This is a genomic window from Paenibacillus sp. FSL M7-0420 (genome assembly GCF_038002345.1).
GTDB lineage: Bacteria > Bacillota > Bacilli > Paenibacillales > Paenibacillaceae > Paenibacillus_AQ.
Map to the genome: position 1 here is coordinate 1,075,411 of NZ_JBBOCJ010000001.1, position 19,218 is coordinate 1,094,628.

The window sequence follows — 19,218 nt, forward strand, 5'->3', positions numbered from 1 at the left end:
AAGGTGCACGGTTAGTTTCAGATAGCCAAGCCGAATTTCACATGGACGTTCGGAAACGGAGTTACTGCACCCGTTCTTCTTCCTCTTCATACCATTGTTCAAGCTGGGCCTGGAGCGCCCGGATTTCGGTCAGTAGTGAGATCAGCGGGTAATGCTCCTCCTTAATAGAGGCAAAAGCCTGCTCCAGCCGGTTAATATACGCCAGCCCCGACTCCAGGTGATGCTCTTCGCGCAGCAGCTCCAGCGCCTCGCATTCGGCCACCGCCCGCGGCAGTCCGGGTACATTCTCGGCGGTTAGCTTATCGATTTCTTTGTTCAGGCGAAGATTGAGGGCGCTTAGCTGGTAAGCATATTCCTCCGGCATCTCCACGAATAGCAGTTCCTGCTCCTGCTGCATAATTACGTAACGCATTCTCGGCATCTTTCATTCTCCCTCCGAACTTGTCTTCCTTCTTGACAGTGTAGCCCATGGGCAAGTTACAATTCAAGTAGAGATCTGATTTCCTTGAGGAGAGGACCGTGAAGGAACGTTATGACCAGTATGAGCAACGAAGAGCTGCAGCTGTGGATTGAGCAGGTGTCGCTGAACAGCTTCGGCGTGCCTTTCCGGCATACGGCGAGCTTTAACAGCAGACTTACGACAACCGGCGGACGGTATTTTACCAAGAGCCATAATATAGAGATTAATCCCCAGCAGCTGGCGATGTACGGACGGGAGGAGACGGAGCGAATCATCAAGCACGAGCTCTGCCACTACCACCTGCATCTGGCGAAGCGGGGGTACATGCACCGGGATGCCGATTTCAAAACACTGCTGGCCCGCGTCGGCGGCAGCCGGTATTGTCAGACCCTGCCGGGAGCCAAGGCCCGCAAGCCGCAGCCTTACCGGTATAAGCTGGTATGCATCACCTGTGCCACTGAATATCTGCGTAAGCGCCGGGCTGATCCCGGGCGGTACCGCTGCGGTAAATGCTCCGGCAAGCTGAAGCTAATTGCGCTAGAGGCGGGCGCGGGTCCGGCTACTTAATTTTTGATAACCAGACCTAGTAGTCCGGCAAAAGAAGCCGCCTGCTCCGCAGAGATGATGCAGCCCTCCAGATCCTGGAGATCCACCAGAAGGCCGGTGAACTCGCAGTCGCTCAGGTCAACGCCCTTCAGCTTGCATCCGGCCAGCGTGGCCTGCTCCAGATTACATTCCGAGAAATACAGGTCTTTCAGGGTGGACTGGTAATAATCCGCGCTGACCAGCGAGCTGCGCTCGAAGGAAGCCCCTTTGAAGTTGGCAAAACGGAACACCGCGAACTCTCCGATACATCCGGTAACCGATACATTTTGAAACCGCGCTCTGGTGAAGTCTGTACCGATCATGCGGCAATCCCTGAACTCGGTCCGGTGTATGAAGGCGTCGCTGAAATCCACATTGGACAGGTCGCAATGATCGAAGATCACATCGGTAAGCTCAATGCGCTGGAGCGAGGATTCCGTGATGGTGACGTTTTTGAAAATAGTCTTGTCGAAAGCTACCCGGGTAGCCTCCTGATATTCAATGAGCGCTCCTTCGATGAGACAGCGGCTAAATTCGTCTTTGGAAGCAAGGGTATGAATATCCTGTGGCGTAAGCAGCCCGGGATCTGGGATTCTGGGTGGTTCTATCTTGTTATTCATGTCGGCCTCCTTGGCATTTCTTATGCTTAATGCTATTTGATCTGGCCCATGTCCAGGTTGACCCGGTAATTGCCGTACTTCAGCAGTTCGTCCAAGAAAGCAGTCAGCGCGTCCTGATCCACAGTGCGTACCCGCATTAAGTAACAGCCTTCCCCGCTGATGCGGTACAGCTCAGTGACACTCTCATGGGTCTTCGCAAAAGCCTGAAAAGGCGGATGATCCTTGTTGCTGCTGAGAAAAACCGTTATAAAGGCATGAATGTTCTGACCCATCCGCAGCGGGTTATAACGGATGGTGTAGCCTTCAATGATGCCAAGCTCCCGCATTCTGCGGACACGTGCGCCTACAGCCTGGCCGGTCAGATGGACCATCGCCCCGATATCCTTATGGCTTAAGGTGGAATCTTCGATCAGGAGCTGAAGGATGCGGTAATCGGTGTTGTCGATGAGATAAGGGGACATATTCGTGATTTCCTTTCCGGCTGAAAGCAGAACGTAAGAATCTCTTTCGCGGCACAATGTCTTCTGTTCTTGCGCTGATCTATACTTATTGTATCAGAATTTGATCTTAAGGAAGAGATCCGGGAAGAGGTGCATATGATGAAAATAAAGCTGATCCGCCACGCCACCCTATGGCTGGAATACGGCGGTACGACGTTTCTGATCGATCCCATGCTGAGTGCGCAGGGTGTGAATCCGCCGATTATGAATTCGGGCGATGAACGCCGGAATCCCCTGGTATCCCTGCCTGGTCCGGTTCAGCAGTGGCTGGAGCCGGATACTGTGCTGATTACACATCTTCATCAGGATCACTGGGATGCAGCAGCGGCAGAAGCACTGTCCAAGGCACTGCCGGTGTATTGCCAGGAAGGTGATGGGGAGCGAATTGCTGCCCAAGGCTTTGGGCGTGTTACAGAAATTATGGATATCGGCTCTGTGTCCGTCGGCGGTGTGACCCTGACACGTACAGGCGGGCATCACGGGACAGGGGAGATAGGAGAATTAATGGGCAAGGTCTCCGGCTTCGTCTTCCGGGCGGAGGGCGAACCTGTGCTGTACCTGGCGGGAGATTCCATCTGGTGCGAAGAGGTTCAGCAGGTGATAGCCGGGGAAGCGCCGGAGGTGATTATTGTCAACGCCGGAGGTGCCAGCTTCCTCAGCGGAGGCCCCATTACCATGAACGAACAGGATATTGTAGAGGTGTGTCATGCCGCTCCGTCCGCCTCCGTGATTGCTGTGCATATGGATACGATTAACCACTGCCATGTGACGAGGGAGCTATTGAAGCAACGCCTTGAGCAGGAAGGCTTGTCCGGCCGTGTTGCGGTACCGCTGGACGGTGAGTGGATCTGATGCAGGAGAGTCAGGCGGGATGAAGTGTAAGAGCCAAGCGGGATGTGGAGTAATTGTAAACGATCTCATAATCTCTCGCTACGCGCTTGACTAACCTGTAGAATCATGATAAATTAATCCTTGTTCATGTTAATGTTCCCTGATAGCTCAGTTGGTAGAGCACTCGACTGTTAATCGAGTTGTCACAGGTTCGAGTCCTGTTCGGGGAGCCATTACTTGGAGAGATACCCAAGTGGCTATAAGGGGACCCTCTGCTAAGGGGTTAGACTGCGTAAGCGGTGCGAGGGTTCGAATCCCTCTCTCTCCGTTTTGATTAAACTTCCCTGCTAGGGATGAGAACCCTCGGTGGTTCGTTGGAGCATAAGCTTCGTGAGGAACTCTTCGCAATCTCTCGCGTAGCGAGAGTATCCCTCTCTCTCCGTTCTTCAATTAACACATAAGGAGCTCATATTGAGCTCCTTTTTTGCGTTCACCCAGCGGGAGTAGCTGAATCTCTGGATGATACGATCTCCCTGTCTGATGTCGTAATTCCATATAATTGATGTCGCATTTATCTACTAAAAATCCTGCTTATTATGTGATACTTTATAGATGATGTCAGAATAATGTATATGGAGGTGCAGGTGAGTGAGCATTAGGATTGGCAAGATCAGCTTTTGGCATGTACATGCCTGGGATTATACGAAGCAGGCCCAGGAGCATGGAGATACGGAAATTGCTGCGGTATGGGACGAGGATGCGGAGCGGGGCAGGAAGGCGGCAGAGAGCTTGAATGTCCCGTTCTATGATTCTTTGGATGACATGCTTGCCCGGAAGGATATAGATGCCGTTATTGTCGATGCGCCAACCCAGATGCACCGGGAGGTCATGATTGCGGCGGCCAGAGCGGGTAAGCATATCTTCACCGAAAAGGTTGTAGCTGCAACGCTGAGTGAGGTTAACGAAATCCTCTCAGAGGTCGAGACTCATGGAGTGAAGCTAACCGTATCCCTGCCGCGGCTGAATGATGGTTATACGTTATCGGTTCAAGACATTCTAAGCCAGGGACTGCTAGGGGAGATTACGTATGTCAGAGTCCGCTTATCGCATAACGGTGCAACGGCCAACTGGCTTCCCGAGCATTTCTATAGCCTGGAGCAATGCCAGGGCGGGGCTTTGATTGATCTGGGATGTCATCCCATGTACCTGACCAGGCTGTTTCTGGGTCAAGAGGTGACCGGGGTCAGCGCGAGCTTCGGATATGTGACGGGCAAGGAAGTGGAAGACAACGCAGTTGCGACGCTCTATACGGATTCGGGAGCAATCGGTGTGGTGGAAGCCGGCTTCGTGAACAGCTATTCCCCTTTTACCATAGAAGTGCATGGAACGGAAGGAACTCTGCTCTATGGAACGCCTGAAGCGAAGCTGCTGGTTAGAAGTAATAAAGCAGCAGATCAAGGGGCTGCCTGGAACGATACGCCTGTGCGGGCCAACCGTGACAGCGCTTTTGAGCAGTGGGTGGCCCACATCCAGAGCAACACGCTTGCTTCTGACAATATTCAAGCGGCAACGGAGCTTACCCGGTTAATGGAGGCGGCGAATCTCTCGGCGAAGGCAGGACGGGTGGTCCGCTTAGCGGAACTGAAGTCCTGATCGTTTACCCGGGTACCTAGCGCAGCTCAAGCAGGAGGTTAACATGAGCCCTTTTCCCTTCGAGATTATGTTTGAGAAGATGGATCTGCTGGAAAGACTGGATATTTCCATCCTGTGGGGACATTATGAAATTTCTGTTCTCCGGTTTCATTTGACCTCTTTTCCGCCGGGGAAGGTCATTGATTTCCATAACCATGCTGAATTTGAATTTCATTTCATCCCGCGGGGCAAGGGAACGGTCATTCTTGGGGATCAGCAGTATCCTTTATCGGAGGGAATGCTCTATTTGACCGGACCGGGAGTGATGCACCGTCAGGAAGCGGATGCGGAAGAGTCGATGGAGGAGTTATGTCTGCATGTCAACATTGCGGAGAAGCAGAGAGACGATGCAGACCCATGGGAGGTTGCGGAAGCAGAGGAATGCGTGGAGAAGCTGAAGAGGCTGCCGCTGATCCCAGCGCAGGATTATCACAGGGCGATGAAGTGTTTTCTGGAAGCCTATGAGGCCTGTGACGGCAAGCTTGCGGGATATTACACCTCTATCAAGCATCTCGTGATCAGTATCCTGCTGAAGGTAACCAGAGCATATGATGCAGGCGGGATGGGAGCTGCGGCACCCGTACGGGATATGGTGACCTACCGCTATCAATATGCTGTTCAGTACATGGAAGCGAATTATTCAGCAGCCGTGACGCTGGAGAATGTTGCGGAGAAGCTGAATATTAGTCCGAGGCAGCTACAGCGGATATTTAAGCAGGTTGATCCGGATCACACCTTCAGCCGGATTCTTGAAGACATCCGGTTGCAGGCGGTGTGCAGCAAGCTTGAAGCCAGCAACCTGTCGATCGAACACATCGCGGAGTCTGAGGGGTTCACCAATGCAACCTATCTGCATTCGGTATTCCGCAAGCGGCTGGGCATGACCCCGGCTGCTTACCGCAAGGCCCGAAAAATACTTGAACAGTGAGGATGAGATGGCTATGAGCAAAGTGTATCGTGTTGGCGTGATCGGCTGTGGAGGAATTGCGAACGGGAAGCATCTGCCTGCCTTAAGCAGACAGGATAAGGTTGAAGTGGTGGCCTTTTGCGATATTATCAAGGAACGGGCTGAAGCGGCTGCTGAACAATACGGCAGTGCGGATGCGGCTGTCTATACGGATTACCAGGAATTATTGAAGGATGCTTCCATTGATATTGTTCATGTGCTTACTCCCAATGATGCGCATGCGGAAATATCCATTGCGGGCTTGGAAGCGGGCAAGCATGTGATGTGTGAGAAGCCCATGGCCAAAACAGCAGCCGACGCCAAACGTATGGCTGAAGCAGCGAAACGTACAGGGAAGAAGCTGACTATAGGGTATGACAACCGGTTCCGGCAAGACAGCTTGTATCTGAAAAAAGTCTGTGAAGCAGGCGAGCTCGGTCATATCTATTATGCGAAAGCACATGCTATCCGGCGCAGAGCAGTCCCTACCTGGGGGGTGTTCCTGGATGAGGAGAAGCAGGGGGGCGGCCCGCTTATTGATATTGGAACCCATGCGCTGGATCTGACGCTCTGGATGATGGACAACTACAAACCGAAGGTTGTGCTGGGGACCAAATACCACGAGCTCTCCCAAAAAGAAGATGCTGCCAACGCCTGGGGGCCCTGGGACCCGAAGAAATTCACCGTGGAAGACTCTGCGTTCGGGATGATTGTAATGGAGAACGGCGCAACGATTACGCTGGAAGCAAGCTGGGCGCTGAATTCGCTTGACGTGGATGAAGCCAAGTGCAGCTTAAGTGGAACCGAAGCGGGTGCGGACATGAAAGATGGTCTCCGGATTAACGGGGAGAAGCACAGCAAGCTATACACGAATAAAATTGAGCTAGGTGCCGGGGGAGTGGCCTTCTATGACGGCAAAGAGGAGAAATCTACGGATATCGAATTAAGAAAGTGGATCGAAGCGATCGAACAGGATAAAGATCCGGTTGTGACTCCTGAACAGGCTTATGTGGTCTCCCGAATTCTGGAGGCCATCTATGAATCGGCCCAGACGGGTAAGGCTGTATATTTAGACTAGGCGATCATTGTCAGGTCAGATCTCAAATTTCGTAAAAGCTTCAAATGTTAAAAAAGCAGCGATTCTCTTATAGGAGAATTGCTGCTTTCTGTTTTTGGTCCCTTGATGCTTGGGTGGTTTTCTTGTGTTGAAAAAATGTGTTTTCGCATCCCGCTTAAACAGCGGAGAGGACGGAACGATTGTGGAAAAGCGGCAGCGGTCGCCTTTGTGTCCGGATTTTCACCGCTAAGGGGAATGAAAAAAATCTGGACACAACAGCGATTGTAACAACGTTCCGTTTGCGGAGCGTCCACCCAAGTGCTAACGTTGATCCTGCTCAAAAAAGCCAGCTGTATTGTATTTGCCGAATTTCCATTTACAATCTGACATCTAGCGCAGATCTTCTGTAGAAGAACCACGCTGCAATCACAAGCGTAACAGCCACTAGTATCCCAGACTCACCCGTCCAGAGATAGGCATTCTTCCCGCTGGTGAACCGGTCGAAAGCGTCCTGAATGATAGCATTCCATGAGGCGTGGAGCAGAACTGCCGGCCATAGGCTCCCCGTGCTTAAGCGCAATAGACTAATAATGATGTTGAATGAGCTGATGGTTACCATGAACAATACGACCGATAAGGCCAGAGAAGGGCCTGAATAGTAGCTGCCGATTAGAATCGCCGGGATATGCCACACGCCCCAGATCAGTCCGCTCATGAGAATAGGCTTCGGGACGCGGGCCTCTATGAGCCGGGTCAGCATGTAGCCTCTCCACCCTAATTCCTCGCCTGCACTGCTGATGATTCCCATCGCGGTCCCGATGGACATTTGAATAAGGATTGCCCAGACCAGCGAACCGATAACGTTGCCATTGTGTCCGGTATACTCTGCCAGTCCTGTGATCCAAGCGGTCCCGTAGGCCACCAAGCCAACCGCCACCGGCAACAACAAGATGAATGGAATCGTCCTGAGCGTGCGCCGTCCCCCGAATCTCAGGGAGATATCCGCGAAGCCCTCACGCAGCAGAATACGGGTTAGTATGGAGGATATTCCGGGCGCCCACATCAGCAGCAAGCCATACACAGGCGTTACAGTAAGAGCCAGTATGTAACTAATAGCCGTAAGAGGAATGAGTAACAGGAAGAATACTAGCAAGCCTCTCCTGGCAGATTGGACGGTCTCCTTTTTTTCAATGGTGCTCATTTCAATTTCACTCCTTTGAATGTGTGTAATGCTTGGTAGAGTATAGCAACGAACGGAAATGCGAGGAACAATCTGGAGCCTAGCAGCCCCTTGGGACCTTGGCCCAGTCATCAATGAGACTGTAGATGTAGGGAGACTATTCTACCCTTCAGCCTGACCTCCACCTCCATACACTGCTGGTTCAATCCGTTACCCCTTTAATTAATTGAAGGAATGATGCTGTAAAGAGACAAATGTTATATTAATTACGCAGAAAAAAAGTATTGTATAAGAAAAGGAAACAACTTCTAAAACGTTCCTGCTTGAAAATCCTCTGTTTTTCTCCTGTTTTCTGCGCATTTTTCGCAAACCTACAATAACCTACTGAATCCTACATATATCATGTTATGTAATATAACACCAACTATTGAATTTTGTATTAATTCCCACAATTATTAGTGACGATTCTCTGACCATGTGTTAATATAAATGACATCATAATCCAAGAAAAGAGAAGCAGCACAGAGAAAGGGGTATACAAGATGAACACGGGGAGAAGGGGATGGCGATGGAGTACTTCATTCAGCAACTAATAAACGGAATATCCGTAGGCAGCATTTACGCTCTGATCGCCCTTGGTTACACAATGGTGTACGGTATCATCAAGCTGATTAATTTTGCGCATGGCGATGTATTCATGGTAGGGTCGTTCATCGGTCTGTACAGTGCCAAATACCTGGCGAATGCCGGATTGCCGCCTATCGTTGTACTGCTCTTGTCGCTGATGATCTCGATGACGATCAGTGCACTGCTAGGTATCAGCATTGAACGTCTGGCGTATAAGCCGCTTCGTAAATCCACACGGATCGCGGCGCTGATCACAGCCATTGGTGTATCCTTCCTGCTTGAATATACGGGGGTGCTGATCCTTGGGCCGCAGGCCAAGGGCTTCCCGGATATTATGGATAAGAAGCAGTATCACCTGTTTGGTTCCTCCATCCAGGTCGAATCCAATCAGATTATGATTCTGCTAACAACGATAATTCTTATGCTGGTGCTGCAATATATCGTCAGGTACACCCGAACGGGCAAAGCCATGCGGGCCGTATCCTTCGATGTAGAAGCGGCGCGGCTGATGGGCATCAACGTAGACCGCACCATTTCCGCCACCTTCGCCATCGGTTCAGCGCTTGCCGCTGCAGCGGGCGTGATTTTCGGCATGACGTACAATTCGGTTGATCCTCTCATGGGCGTAATGCCCGGGCTGAAGGCTTTTGTCGCGGCAGTGCTTGGAGGGATTGGCAGTATACCGGGTGCGCTTGTTGGCGGATTGCTGCTGGGAACCGTTGAGACAGAGATTTCTTCCCTCGGGTTCTCGTCCTGGCGTGACGGCGTAGCCTTTGCGGTACTGATTCTAATCCTTATCTTCAAACCATCCGGGCTGTTCGGCAAGAATGTCCGGGAGAAAGTGTAGGGGGAAGCTGCCGTGAAAAAGATAAATAAAAAATTCTGGCTGGGCATTGTTATTGCCCTTGCGTTCTATGGAATTGTAAAAGTTCTTCTAACAACAGGAATACTTAGTGATGTGAATCAGTCTATGCTGCTGCTCATCGGAGTTAATATCATGCTGGCCGTGTCGCTGAACCTGATCACCGGGATTACCGGACAGTTCTCCATTGGTCATGCCGGATTCATGTCGGTGGGCGCGTATACCTCGGCGATTCTTACCCTTGACTATAATGTGCCGTTCATTCCGGCGATTCTTGCGGGCGGACTGCTGGCAGCGGTATTCGGTGTATTAATCGGGATGCCTACGCTCCGGCTTAACGGGGACTATCTGGCTATTGCGACGCTGGGCTTCGGTGAGATTATCCGCATCATTATGCTGAATACGGAATATGTCGGCGGAGCTTCAGGGCTTAGCGGGATTCCAGCCAAGACCACCTGGACCATGCTCTTCTTCTTCACTCTGCTCTCAGTCGTCCTGATTAATAACTTCATTAGATCTACTCACGGCCGGGCCTGTATTGCGATCCGCGAGAATGAGATTGCCGCTGAGGCGATGGGGATTAATACAACACGCTACAAAATCATCGCCTTCACCATCGGTGCGCTGTTTGCAGGTATGGCGGGCGGACTGTCGGCCCATACGTTCTATGTCATTACGCCGGGGAGCTTCAACTTCCTGAAGTCTTTTGAAATCATCGTTATGGTGGTGCTCGGGGGGCTGGGCAGTACGGCAGGCTCTATCGTGGGTGCGGTGTTCGTTACCCTGCTGTACACCTACTTACGTGAATTCCCGGAATGGCGCATGATTATCTACTCCATCGTGCTCATTCTGATGATGATCTTCCGTCCGAGCGGCCTGCTTGGCGTAAGCAAATTCTCATTCTTCAAGTTCAGCAAAAAGGAGGCAAAGGCAAATGACGCAATCGAGAGCAGCGGTACTCCTTGATGTGAAAGCGGCCAGCCGGGCCTTCGGCGGACTGAAGGCGGTCAGCGAGGTCTCTCTTCATATTGATAAGGGCGAGCTGATCGGCCTAATCGGACCCAACGGTGCCGGTAAAACGACACTGTTCAACCTGTTGACCGGAGTGTACCCGCCATCGTCGGGCAGCATTCTTTTGAACAATGAGTCTATCGGCGGGATGAAGCCCTACAAGATCAATCATAAAGGCGCTGCGCGTACGTTCCAGAATATCCGCCTGTTCACGGCTATGACCGTGCTGGAGAACGTTAAGATTGCCTTCCATCAGCATGCGAAGCACTCGTTGTTCTCTTCGATGCTACGTCTGCCGAAGCATTTCCGGGGCGAAGAGGAGATTACCCGGAAGGCGATGGATATTCTCAAAATCTTCAATTTGGCTGACCAGAGTGACGAGGTGGCGAGCAACCTGAGCTATGGGAATCAGCGGCGTCTGGAGATTGCCCGGGCGCTTGCGGCTGGACCCAAGCTGCTGCTGCTTGATGAGCCGGCAGCCGGGATGAACCCGAATGAGACGCGTGATCTGATGAATCTGATTGCCTGGATCCGGGAGGAATTCGACCTGACCATTCTGCTGATCGAGCATGATATGTCACTGGTAATGGGGGTCTGCAGCCGCATCTACGTTCTGGACCGCGGAATCCTTATCGCTGACGGAACGCCGGCGGAGATCCGCAACAATCCGAAGGTCATCGAAGCGTATCTGGGACAGGAGGCGTAGCGCCATGCTTACAGTACAGGGAATCAACGTATATTACGGAGCAATTCATGCCTTGAAGGATCTGAGCATCACCGTGAAGCAGGGGGAGATCGTGACCTTGATCGGTGCCAATGGCGCCGGCAAATCTACGCTGCTTAAGACGCTCTCGGGGCTGCTGAAGCCTAAGACAGGAAGTATTGAATTCTTGAATAAATCGATAGCGAATCAAAGCGTTCAGGCGATTGTCAAAGAAGGGCTGATCCACTGCCCCGAAGGACGGCGTGTATTCGCCAATATGTCCGTCGAGGAGAATCTCGAATTAGGCGCTTATCTGCAGGATGGAAGCAGCCTGGCTGCGGACTTCGAGCATGTCTACCGTACCTTCCCGCGTCTCCTGGAGCGCAAAAAGCAGCAAGCCGGAACGCTGTCAGGCGGGGAGCAGCAGATGCTGGCGATGGGGCGCGCCCTGATGGGCCACCCGAAGCTGCTGCTGCTGGATGAGCCGTCGATGGGGCTGGCGCCGCTGCTGGTCCAGGATATTTTCAAGATTATCAAGGAAGTCAACGATGCCGGAACCACTGTCCTGCTGGTCGAGCAGAATGCGCACCAGGCGCTCAAAATCGCCGACCGTGCCTATGTACTGGAGACAGGCCGGGTCGTGCTTGAAGGGGATGCCAAGGAAATGGCCGATTCCGATGAGATCAAAATGGCTTATCTCGGGCACTAGCAGGCTATCCATACTACAGCAGCATCACAGAAACAACATATATAAACTAAATAATCAGGAGGCTGGGAGAAACTATGAAGAAACTTGGGGCCATTATCTTGTCAACAGTATTGACTGCGGTATTAGCATCCGGCTGCGGCAACAACACAGAGAACAGCGGTAACTCTGCAAGCGGCGGAAATACTGCCGGAGGCACCATCAAAATCGGGGCTGACCTTGAGCTCACAGGCGGTCAGGCTTCTTTCGGCGACTCCGCATCCAAGGGCGCAAAGCTGGCGGTTGACCAGATCAACGCCGCAGGCGGTGTACTCGGCAAGCAGCTGGAGCTGGTCGTTGCAGACAATGCATCGAAGTCTGAAGAAGCTACCCAGGCGGCACAGAAGCTGATCACCAATGATAAGGTCGTGACCATTATCGGCGCATCCACTTCGACCAACACGCTGGGGATCGTTCCGGTAGCTACGGAGAAAAAGATTCCGCTTGTCTCGGTAGGAGCTACCAATCCGAAGGTTACTGTGGATGAGCGCAGCGGCAATGTGAATGAATTCGTGTTCCGCGCGGCGTTCATCGATCCGTTCCAGGGGGAGGTAATGGCTAACTTTGCGCTCGATTCCCTGAAGGCTAAGACGGCTGTCATCTATACCGACACTTCGTCCGACTATTCCAAGGGTCTGCAGAAGTTCTTCGAAGAGACCTTCAAGGCCAAAGGCGGCGAGGTGCTGAGCCAGGAGTCCTACCAGCAGAAGGATTCGGACTTCAAAGCAGTTCTGACCCGGATCAAAGCAGCGAACCCGGATGTCATCTACCTGCCTGGTTATTATGAAGAAGTAGGTAAAATTGTGAAGCAGGCCCGTGAGATGGGCATCACCGTTCCGTTCCTCGGCGGCGATGGCTGGGATTCCCCGCAGCTGGCGGAAATCGCCGGTGCCAAAGCGCTGGAGAACACGTTCATGTCCAATCACTACTCGCCTGAAGATACAGCTCCTGAAGTAACCAGCTTCGTAGACGCCTACAAGGCGGCTAACGGCGGAGCGGTTCCCGATGGTATGGCGGCCCTGGGCTATGATGCCTTGAAGCTGGTAGCTGATGCGATTACCCGTGCGGGTGAAGCTGATCCGGCCAAGATTACAGAAGCACTGGCAGCGACTAAGGATCTGCAGCTCGCTACAGGCAAAATCACCCTGAACGACAAGCATGACCCGGTCAAAGCAGCAGTTGTCCTGAAATTCGTGGACGGGAAGCAAACCTTTGAGACCAAGGTTAATCCTTAAGCGGCGAAATTGCATATACTGAGGTGAAGGGAACGGGGAGCCGGTCCGCAGGAGGCCAGGGAGCCTCTTGCCTCACCTTAACCGTGAAGAGGAAGGCCCCGAATGGGAGCCTTTCTTTTCGCATCTTACAGGGATACAATATTGACTATAATAGAACAACTTTGAGGGGGAATCGGCATGATTATTGGCGTACCCGCAGAAATCAAGAATAACGAGAACCGCGTCGCCATCACCCCGGCCGGGGTGGAAGCGCTCCGGAAGGCAGGTCATGAAGTGTATATTCAAGCTTCTGCTGGAGCGGGCAGCGGCATGGGTGACAAGGAGTACTCAGATAAAGGTGCAGTGATACTCGATACGGCTGCTGAGGTCTGGAGCAAGGCGGAGATGATTATCAAAGTGAAGGAGCCGCTGCCGGAGGAGTACGGTTATTTCCGCAAAGGGCTGATCCTCTTCACCTATCTGCACTTGGCACCTGAAGCAGAGCTGACCAAAGCACTGGTGGATAGCGGTGTGACCGCTGTGGGCTATGAGACGATTCAGCTTGAAGACGGCTCGCTGCCGCTGCTGATTCCGATGAGTGAGGTCGCCGGACGCATGGCGGTCCAGATCGGTGCCGGACTGCTGGAGAAGCCGCATGGCGGCAAAGGCGTTCTGCTGGGCGGTGTGCCTGGCGTGCAGCCGGGAGAGGTCGTCATTGTCGGCGGCGGCATCGTTGGCACCAATGCGGCGAAGATCGCGCTGGGCATGGGCGCGCGCGTCACCGTGCTGGATCTGAATGCGGGCCGTCTGCGCGCGCTGGATGATATTTTTGGCGGACGGCTGGTGACCGTGATGTCGGATTCCTATCATCTGGAGCAGGCTGTGCGCCGGGCGGATCTGCTGATCGGGGCGGTGCTGATTCCCGGTGCCCGTGCCCCGAAACTGGTTACAGAGGACATGGTGAAGCAGATGGAGGAAGGCTCTGTTATCGTAGATGTTGCGATTGACCAGGGCGGGTCGATCGAGACCATTGACCGGATCACCACCCATGAGAACCCGACCTATGTGAAGCACGGCGTGGTCCATTACGCTGTAGCTAATATGCCCGGAGCGGTCGCCCGAACCTCGACACTGGCACTAACCAACGTGACGATCCCCTACGCGCTACAGATTGCCAATCTGGGCATCCGCGAGGCTGCGGTGAAGAACGCGGCGCTTGCGCGCGGCCTGAATGTGGTAGCTGGACAGGTGACCAATGCTGCGGTGGCGAAGAGTCTGGGGTATGAATACGCGGATGGAATCCAGGTGCTGGCTGCGGGTGAGGAGAACCGATCTATATAAAATAATGAAAAGCAAAAAGAAGCGGAGGGGAAATTTGGAACTGTAGGAGCGGTAGCGACCGCCTTTGTGTTTGGATTTCTACCACGAGAGTGGTATTAATCAGGAAATCCAAACACAACAGCGGCCGGAAGTCCAAATGTTCACCGCAGTGACGACCAAGCTTCGAGTTGAACTGATTTTTTTGAAAAAGGCTTGTCAAATCCACCAGCGTTTGATATACTCATTTTTGTTGTCACGAAGAAAAACTTAAAATTTGGCTCGTTGGTCAAGGGGTTAAGACACCTCCCTTTCACGGAGGTAACATGGGTTCGAATCCCATACGAGTCACCAAATTCTTCTATGGATTATGGGATGAGAATTCCCTGGGTTCGTTGAAGCATAGGCTTCGTAAGGAATACTTCGCAATCTCGTAACGGAGTGGAGAGTATCCCATACGAGTCACCAATATGCGGTAGTGGTGGAATGGCAGACACGCTATCTTGAGGGGGTAGTGGGTGTATACCCGTGGAGGTTCGAGTCCTCTCTACCGCATAACATGGAATGAGCAGAGACCTTTGATGATTCAAGGGTCTCTGTTTTTTTTGATATAGGAATTATAGTTTTCGTCTATGCGAAAACCCGAATACAATGGTGCTGCTGCGCCGAAGGATGGTTCCCCTGCCCCACAGCCAGTAACATTTATAGAGGAATCCTGCAAGAATTGCAACAATACTGATCCATAGAGAAGGTCTATGCTGAAATCATGCACGAAATGCAACAAATCCAGTGCTAACTTGCTCTCTGCACCGGAAATTGTGCAAATAATGCAACATTGTGCTTCAGCCAGTCATAGATATAGAGGAATCTTGCAAAAAGTGCAACAATTCTCCATACAAGCGGCCGATGAGAGAAGGCAGGCAGCCTGTGTGGCATGATGCGTACCAATATGCGATTTTAAATGAAGAGTGGAGTTCTGCCGTATAATTCTATCAATCTTGGAAACAATACTAGTAAACGCCTGATTAGGAGGTAGTCTACGGTAATGAATTACTCCGAGATTTATGATCTTCACCTTCAGTTGCTTAAAGCTTATGCTGCTCATAACAATGGAGAGTATTCGGCTTATCAGAGGGAGATCGATTACTACACGAATCAGCTGCGTTTGGCGGAAGATATGGTGCAGCGGATTTTTGTGCTGAACCAGTTAGTCAAGATTCGTGAGAAAGAGCGGGACGGTCTGATCAGTTGGTGCTCTGACACATATTTTAATCAAAAGCAAGATTATAGTGGCTCACAGGATGGAGTTATGGGATAACCCGCCTGTGAGTTTTTTTATTTTCCTGCCGAAGCGGCTGTCCGTCAGGGAAGCCTTTCCATTGACAGCGCCTCCATGTTCCGTTATACCTGCATATATATCAGGATTGGACAGGGACGGGGGATTTCTACAGTGAATTCATTAATTTCAGTCATGCTCGTAGATGATGAGCCGCTTGCACTAGATCATGTGTACCACTCGGTTCCGTGGGAGGAGAATGGCTTCCAAGTGGTCGCCCAGGCGACCAGCGGGCGCATGGCACTGCGGAAATTCGAGGAGCTGCAGCCGCAGATTGTGATTACCGACATCTCCATGTCCCCTATGGACGGGCTGGAGCTGGGACGTCATGTGGTTCAGCTTGCTCCCAGGACCCGGCTGATCTTTCTCACCGCTTACCGTGACTTTGACTATGCCCGGCAAGCGCTGGAGCTGCGAGCGGCCCATTATCTGCTTAAGCATGAGATCAGCCGTAACCGTCTGCTGGAACAGTTAAAGCTGCTGAAGGAAGGTCTGGCAGCGGAGGCCGCTGAGGAAGAAGGGCACGGACATGCGCTCCATATCCTGCTTAAGGATATGTTAGCAGGCAAGTATCAGGCTCCTGCAGGAAATCAGGAATCCCGGCTGCACCGTCTCGTGGCAGATTATCAGCAGGGTCAGCCCGGACTGCTGTATTTCGAGCTGGAGGCCGCATTGAAGCTGGACGGTAGCCGGAGTAATGCACGCAGTACCACTGCTCTGGTATGGAAGAATATCGAAGAAGAGATCCGCCGTCAGACAACGGACTTGGAGGAGCTTCAACTTCTGGAGATGGATGAAGGCGGATACATCGTGCTGCTGAAGTTAACCTCTTCCAGCAGTCTGCTGCTCCAGCATTATAACCTGCGGCAGCTCGCGGCCCAAATCCAGGTCTGCCTGGAGTCTTATTATCGGGGCAACCTTCCCAGAGTGATCCTCTCCGCAGGCAATGGTGCAGAATTGCCGGACCGCCGGTATGCGGCGATGAGACAGGCATATGATTTTTCCATATTTCTGCCGCCGGGCGGTGTATTTCTGCTGGAGCAGGCTGCTTCTGCCGGAGAAGCTACCGGTATTGCCCAAGAGGTCAGAGCATACCTGCTATCCCCGGAACGCGGCCTGCTGGAACGGCTGAAGACCGGTCTGGACCACATCGCCACCCAGGCCTACTTGGGAGATTTGCGCGCCGTCATGGGTGAGATTCATGACGCATGCCGTAAGGACGGAAGCCCCAGCCCTGATCAAGTGCTGGGTACAGACGCGCGGCAAGTAGTTAACAGCTTGTACCGGATTCTCGAAGACTGCTTGCAGCAGCCGCAGAGTCCGAAGCAGTATTCCCGCTGGGTGAACAAAGCGATGGAGTATGTTGCCGGAAATTACGCCGATCCCGATCTGTCCCTGGAGACGGTCGCAGGCCATCTGCAGATCAGCAGCATCCATCTGCGGACAACCTTCAAGCGGGAGACCGGCCAGTCGCTGCTCGACTACACGACGGAATATCGGATCGGGCTGGCGAAGCAGCTCCTGCAGACCGGTGAGTACAAGATCTACGAGGTATCGGAGAAGGTAGGGTACAAAACCAGCCAATACTTCAGCCAGGTCTTCAAAAAAACCACGGGTATACAGCCCAAGGATTTCCTGCAACAGAGGGGCAGGGAATAGCTATGCGAAAAATTAAGAATAAAATTCTCGGCAGCGTGATTCTGATCGTTACGCTGTCGGTAACGGCCATCAGTGCTCTGGCGTATGAGCAGTTCTCTTCGATTCTCGAAGCGCAGGCCCTGCGTGAGGATACCATCCATCTGGAGCAGACCACGAATCAGATGAATCACCTGATTGACGATGTGCAGAAATATGCCGCCAATATGGTCAATGATGAGCTGCTTCAGCAGTTTGCTGCAAGGTTGAAGTATTCCTCTACGTATGACGAGCTTAGTGCATACCGCGATGTGGTCACTCAGCTAACCAAATTCAATGTACTGCGGGACTACCTTGAGAGCTCGGCCATCGTCCGCTCGGACGGTAAGATTTTCTGGTCCTCCCTGTATATTGACCCGTATTTTGAACGGCTGCTGCAAGAGGATTGGTATCAGGATGCTTTGAAGAACAATAGCAAAAGCGGGTTCACAGCCCCCCATATCATCCAGGACCCTGACAGCAAAAAAATCGTCAGCTTCTTTATCCGTTTTGATCCCCAGTATGGCGGAGTGCTGCTTCTGAATATTGATTATGCAGCTTTTGAGAGTCTGTTCCAGTATTTGGGCCAGTCCTTCGACCAGGTAGCCTGGATCGGCCCGGGTCAATCATTGCTCTATCAGCAAGGCACCGCTACAGAGCTTCCGGCCCACACGCTGAGCGCAGACAGCCCGGGAATTCAAGTTGTTAAGCATGATAAGGGGTATTATCTGGCCAGCGCTTTTGAGAAATCGGACTGGTCTGTCTCCACGTTTACCTCCAATGAACGGTTCTATGAATGGGTGGGTTATATTGTCCGCTACTGGGCCATCTTCCTCGCCTTGTGTCTGGTGCTCTGCTTCCTGTTGTTCCTTCCCATCATCTCGAATATTATCCGGCCGATCCTGCAGATGACCAAAGCGATGAAGCAGGTGTCTATGGGCAACTATAATGTTCAGCTCTCGTTCCGCAGCAATGATGAGCTGTCTGTGCTGAAGAATGGGTTTGAGACGATGCTTGGGGATATTGAGCGGCAGATGAGCGAAAGGGTAGAGCAGGAGCGCTGGAAGCGTAAAATGACGGCCGAGCTGCTGTTCGCCCAGATCAACCCCCATTTTATCTACAATACTCTAAATACGGTTGTGTATCTGGCCCGCAAAAAGAATTACCCGGCTATCGAAGAGATGGTTGAATCCTTCATTGGCATTCTGCATGATGCTGTCAATATCGGTGATACCAGTCTGTATATCACGGTGGAGCAGGAGATGAACATTATCAATCACTTCGTAACGATTCAGAAGTACCGGTATGCAGACCGGTTTGAGGTAATCTGGAGCGTAGAAGAGGAAGCGAAGGGTGACTATATTCCGAAAAGCCTGATCCAACCGCTGGTGGAAAATGCTATTTTTCATGGATTCTCAGAGAAAGAGACTGTAGGCCATATAGAGATCATTATCCGCAAGCGCAGCGGAAGGCTGCTGGTCTCGGTCAGAGATGACGGCTGCGGCATGAGCCGAGAGAAGGCCCGGTCTATTATGAATGGAACCCTGCCGCCCGCACGCCTTCCTTCAGGGGCTATGAAGCAGATTGGATTATGGAATATCCGGGAACGAATCGAGTATTTGTACGGGCAGGAAGGCCGCCTCGTCATCCGGTCAAGTGAGCAGGGTGGCACCAAGGTGTCTGTTCTCCTGCCCGTCCGGCAGCAACCGTCCGAGTGAAAAGCACTATCATTATTTATACAAAATCATCAGATCGTCTAATTGTTGGGTGATCCCTTCAAGCTTATAGTTCTACTATACAGACGGACGGAAGACATTACAGGAACCGCCCGCTGTCACAACAGATGCAAGGGGGATCT

18 protein-coding genes and 4 tRNA genes are annotated in these 19,218 nt (G+C 52.1%); 18 read left to right on the plus strand and 4 right to left on the minus strand.

Annotated features, from left to right (window positions below; genetic code table 11):
* Positions 1 to 61: 61 nt before the first annotated feature.
* Positions 62 to 421, minus strand: a complete 360-nt coding sequence (locus tag MKX51_RS04610) for a hydrolase/acyltransferase (protein WP_340991370.1) — start codon at positions 419 to 421, stop codon at positions 62 to 64.
* Between the two features lie 120 nt (positions 422 to 541).
* Between MKX51_RS04610 and MKX51_RS04615 the strand changes: the two genes are divergently transcribed.
* Positions 542 to 1,027, plus strand: coding sequence for a SprT family protein (locus tag MKX51_RS04615; RefSeq protein WP_340944730.1), 486 nt, complete (start codon positions 542 to 544; stop codon positions 1,025 to 1,027).
* Here the strand turns inward: MKX51_RS04615 and MKX51_RS04620 are convergent.
* Positions 1,024 to 1,665: a pentapeptide repeat-containing protein gene (locus MKX51_RS04620; protein ID WP_340991371.1), complete on the minus strand. Its 642-nt coding sequence runs from the start codon at positions 1,663 to 1,665 to the stop codon at positions 1,024 to 1,026. The two genes, MKX51_RS04615 and MKX51_RS04620, sit on opposite strands and share 4 nt — an antisense overlap.
* A gap of 32 nt (positions 1,666 to 1,697) precedes the next feature.
* The gene (locus MKX51_RS04625) at positions 1,698 to 2,126 is read right to left on the minus strand and encodes an Lrp/AsnC family transcriptional regulator (protein ID WP_340991372.1); all 429 of its coding nucleotides are present in this window, start codon (positions 2,124 to 2,126) and stop codon (positions 1,698 to 1,700) included.
* Between the two features lie 138 nt (positions 2,127 to 2,264).
* Here MKX51_RS04625 and MKX51_RS04630 point away from each other — a divergent pair, with 138 nt between their 5' ends.
* The 6 genes from MKX51_RS04630 (at position 2,265) to MKX51_RS04655 (ending at position 6,712) form a co-directional block, all read left to right on the plus strand.
* Entirely contained in the window at positions 2,265 to 3,017 is a 753-nt protein-coding gene (locus MKX51_RS04630) for an MBL fold metallo-hydrolase (protein WP_340995500.1), read from the plus strand.
* Positions 3,018 to 3,153: 136 nt separating this feature from the next.
* Positions 3,154 to 3,229 (plus strand) — tRNA-Asn (locus tag MKX51_RS04635).
* A 6-nt stretch (positions 3,230 to 3,235) separates the two neighbouring features.
* Positions 3,236 to 3,324 (plus strand) — tRNA-Ser (locus MKX51_RS04640).
* Positions 3,325 to 3,644: 320 nt separating this feature from the next.
* Positions 3,645 to 4,649 carry a Gfo/Idh/MocA family protein gene (locus MKX51_RS04645; protein WP_340991373.1) on the plus strand — a complete coding sequence of 335 codons (1,005 nt, stop codon included), beginning with the start codon at positions 3,645 to 3,647 and terminating at the stop codon, positions 4,647 to 4,649.
* 43 nt (positions 4,650 to 4,692) lie between these two features.
* Complete coding sequence (locus MKX51_RS04650; protein ID WP_340991374.1) at positions 4,693 to 5,616, plus strand: AraC family transcriptional regulator; 924 nt, start codon at positions 4,693 to 4,695, stop codon at positions 5,614 to 5,616.
* 13 nt (positions 5,617 to 5,629) lie between these two features.
* Positions 5,630 to 6,712 carry a Gfo/Idh/MocA family protein gene (locus MKX51_RS04655; protein WP_340991375.1) on the plus strand — a complete coding sequence of 361 codons (1,083 nt, stop codon included), beginning with the start codon at positions 5,630 to 5,632 and terminating at the stop codon, positions 6,710 to 6,712.
* A gap of 355 nt (positions 6,713 to 7,067) precedes the next feature.
* Here the strand turns inward: MKX51_RS04655 and MKX51_RS04660 are convergent, their stop codons facing one another.
* Positions 7,068 to 7,892 (minus strand): CPBP family intramembrane glutamic endopeptidase, encoded by an 825-nt coding sequence (locus tag MKX51_RS04660; protein WP_340991376.1) that lies wholly within the window; start codon positions 7,890 to 7,892, stop codon positions 7,068 to 7,070.
* Between the two features lie 547 nt (positions 7,893 to 8,439).
* Here MKX51_RS04660 and MKX51_RS04665 point away from each other — a divergent pair.
* The 11 genes from MKX51_RS04665 to MKX51_RS04715 all read left to right on the plus strand — a co-directional run bounded on the left by MKX51_RS04665 (position 8,440) and on the right by MKX51_RS04715 (position 19,078).
* Positions 8,440 to 9,345, plus strand: a complete 906-nt coding sequence (locus tag MKX51_RS04665; protein ID WP_036723345.1) for a branched-chain amino acid ABC transporter permease — start codon at positions 8,440 to 8,442, stop codon at positions 9,343 to 9,345.
* 12 nt (positions 9,346 to 9,357) lie between these two features.
* The gene (locus MKX51_RS04670) at positions 9,358 to 10,326 is read left to right on the plus strand and encodes a branched-chain amino acid ABC transporter permease (RefSeq protein ID WP_340991377.1); all 969 of its coding nucleotides are present in this window, start codon (positions 9,358 to 9,360) and stop codon (positions 10,324 to 10,326) included.
* Positions 10,295 to 11,077, plus strand: coding sequence for an ABC transporter ATP-binding protein (locus MKX51_RS04675; RefSeq protein WP_340991378.1), 783 nt, complete (start codon positions 10,295 to 10,297; stop codon positions 11,075 to 11,077). The genes MKX51_RS04670 and MKX51_RS04675 overlap by 32 nt, the downstream gene beginning before the upstream one ends.
* 4 nt (positions 11,078 to 11,081) lie before the next feature.
* Entirely contained in the window at positions 11,082 to 11,783 is a 702-nt protein-coding gene (locus MKX51_RS04680; RefSeq protein ID WP_340991379.1) for an ABC transporter ATP-binding protein, read from the plus strand.
* A 74-nt stretch (positions 11,784 to 11,857) separates the two neighbouring features.
* Complete coding sequence (locus tag MKX51_RS04685) at positions 11,858 to 13,054, plus strand: ABC transporter substrate-binding protein (RefSeq protein ID WP_339254195.1); 1,197 nt, start codon at positions 11,858 to 11,860, stop codon at positions 13,052 to 13,054.
* A gap of 177 nt (positions 13,055 to 13,231) precedes the next feature.
* Positions 13,232 to 14,374, plus strand: a complete 1,143-nt coding sequence (gene ald, locus MKX51_RS04690; protein WP_340991380.1) for an alanine dehydrogenase — start codon at positions 13,232 to 13,234, stop codon at positions 14,372 to 14,374.
* Between the two features lie 255 nt (positions 14,375 to 14,629).
* Positions 14,630 to 14,704 (plus strand) — tRNA-Glu (locus tag MKX51_RS04695).
* A gap of 118 nt (positions 14,705 to 14,822) precedes the next feature.
* Positions 14,823 to 14,905 (plus strand) — tRNA-Leu (locus tag MKX51_RS04700).
* A 490-nt stretch (positions 14,906 to 15,395) separates the two neighbouring features.
* Positions 15,396 to 15,668, plus strand: a complete 273-nt coding sequence (locus tag MKX51_RS04705; protein WP_340991381.1) for a hypothetical protein — start codon at positions 15,396 to 15,398, stop codon at positions 15,666 to 15,668.
* A gap of 132 nt (positions 15,669 to 15,800) precedes the next feature.
* Positions 15,801 to 17,345, plus strand: coding sequence for a response regulator (locus MKX51_RS04710; RefSeq protein ID WP_340991382.1), 1,545 nt, complete (start codon positions 15,801 to 15,803; stop codon positions 17,343 to 17,345).
* A 2-nt stretch (positions 17,346 to 17,347) separates the two neighbouring features.
* Positions 17,348 to 19,078, plus strand: a complete 1,731-nt coding sequence (locus MKX51_RS04715; protein WP_340991383.1) for a cache domain-containing sensor histidine kinase — start codon at positions 17,348 to 17,350, stop codon at positions 19,076 to 19,078.
* Positions 19,079 to 19,218: the final 140 nt, after the last annotated feature.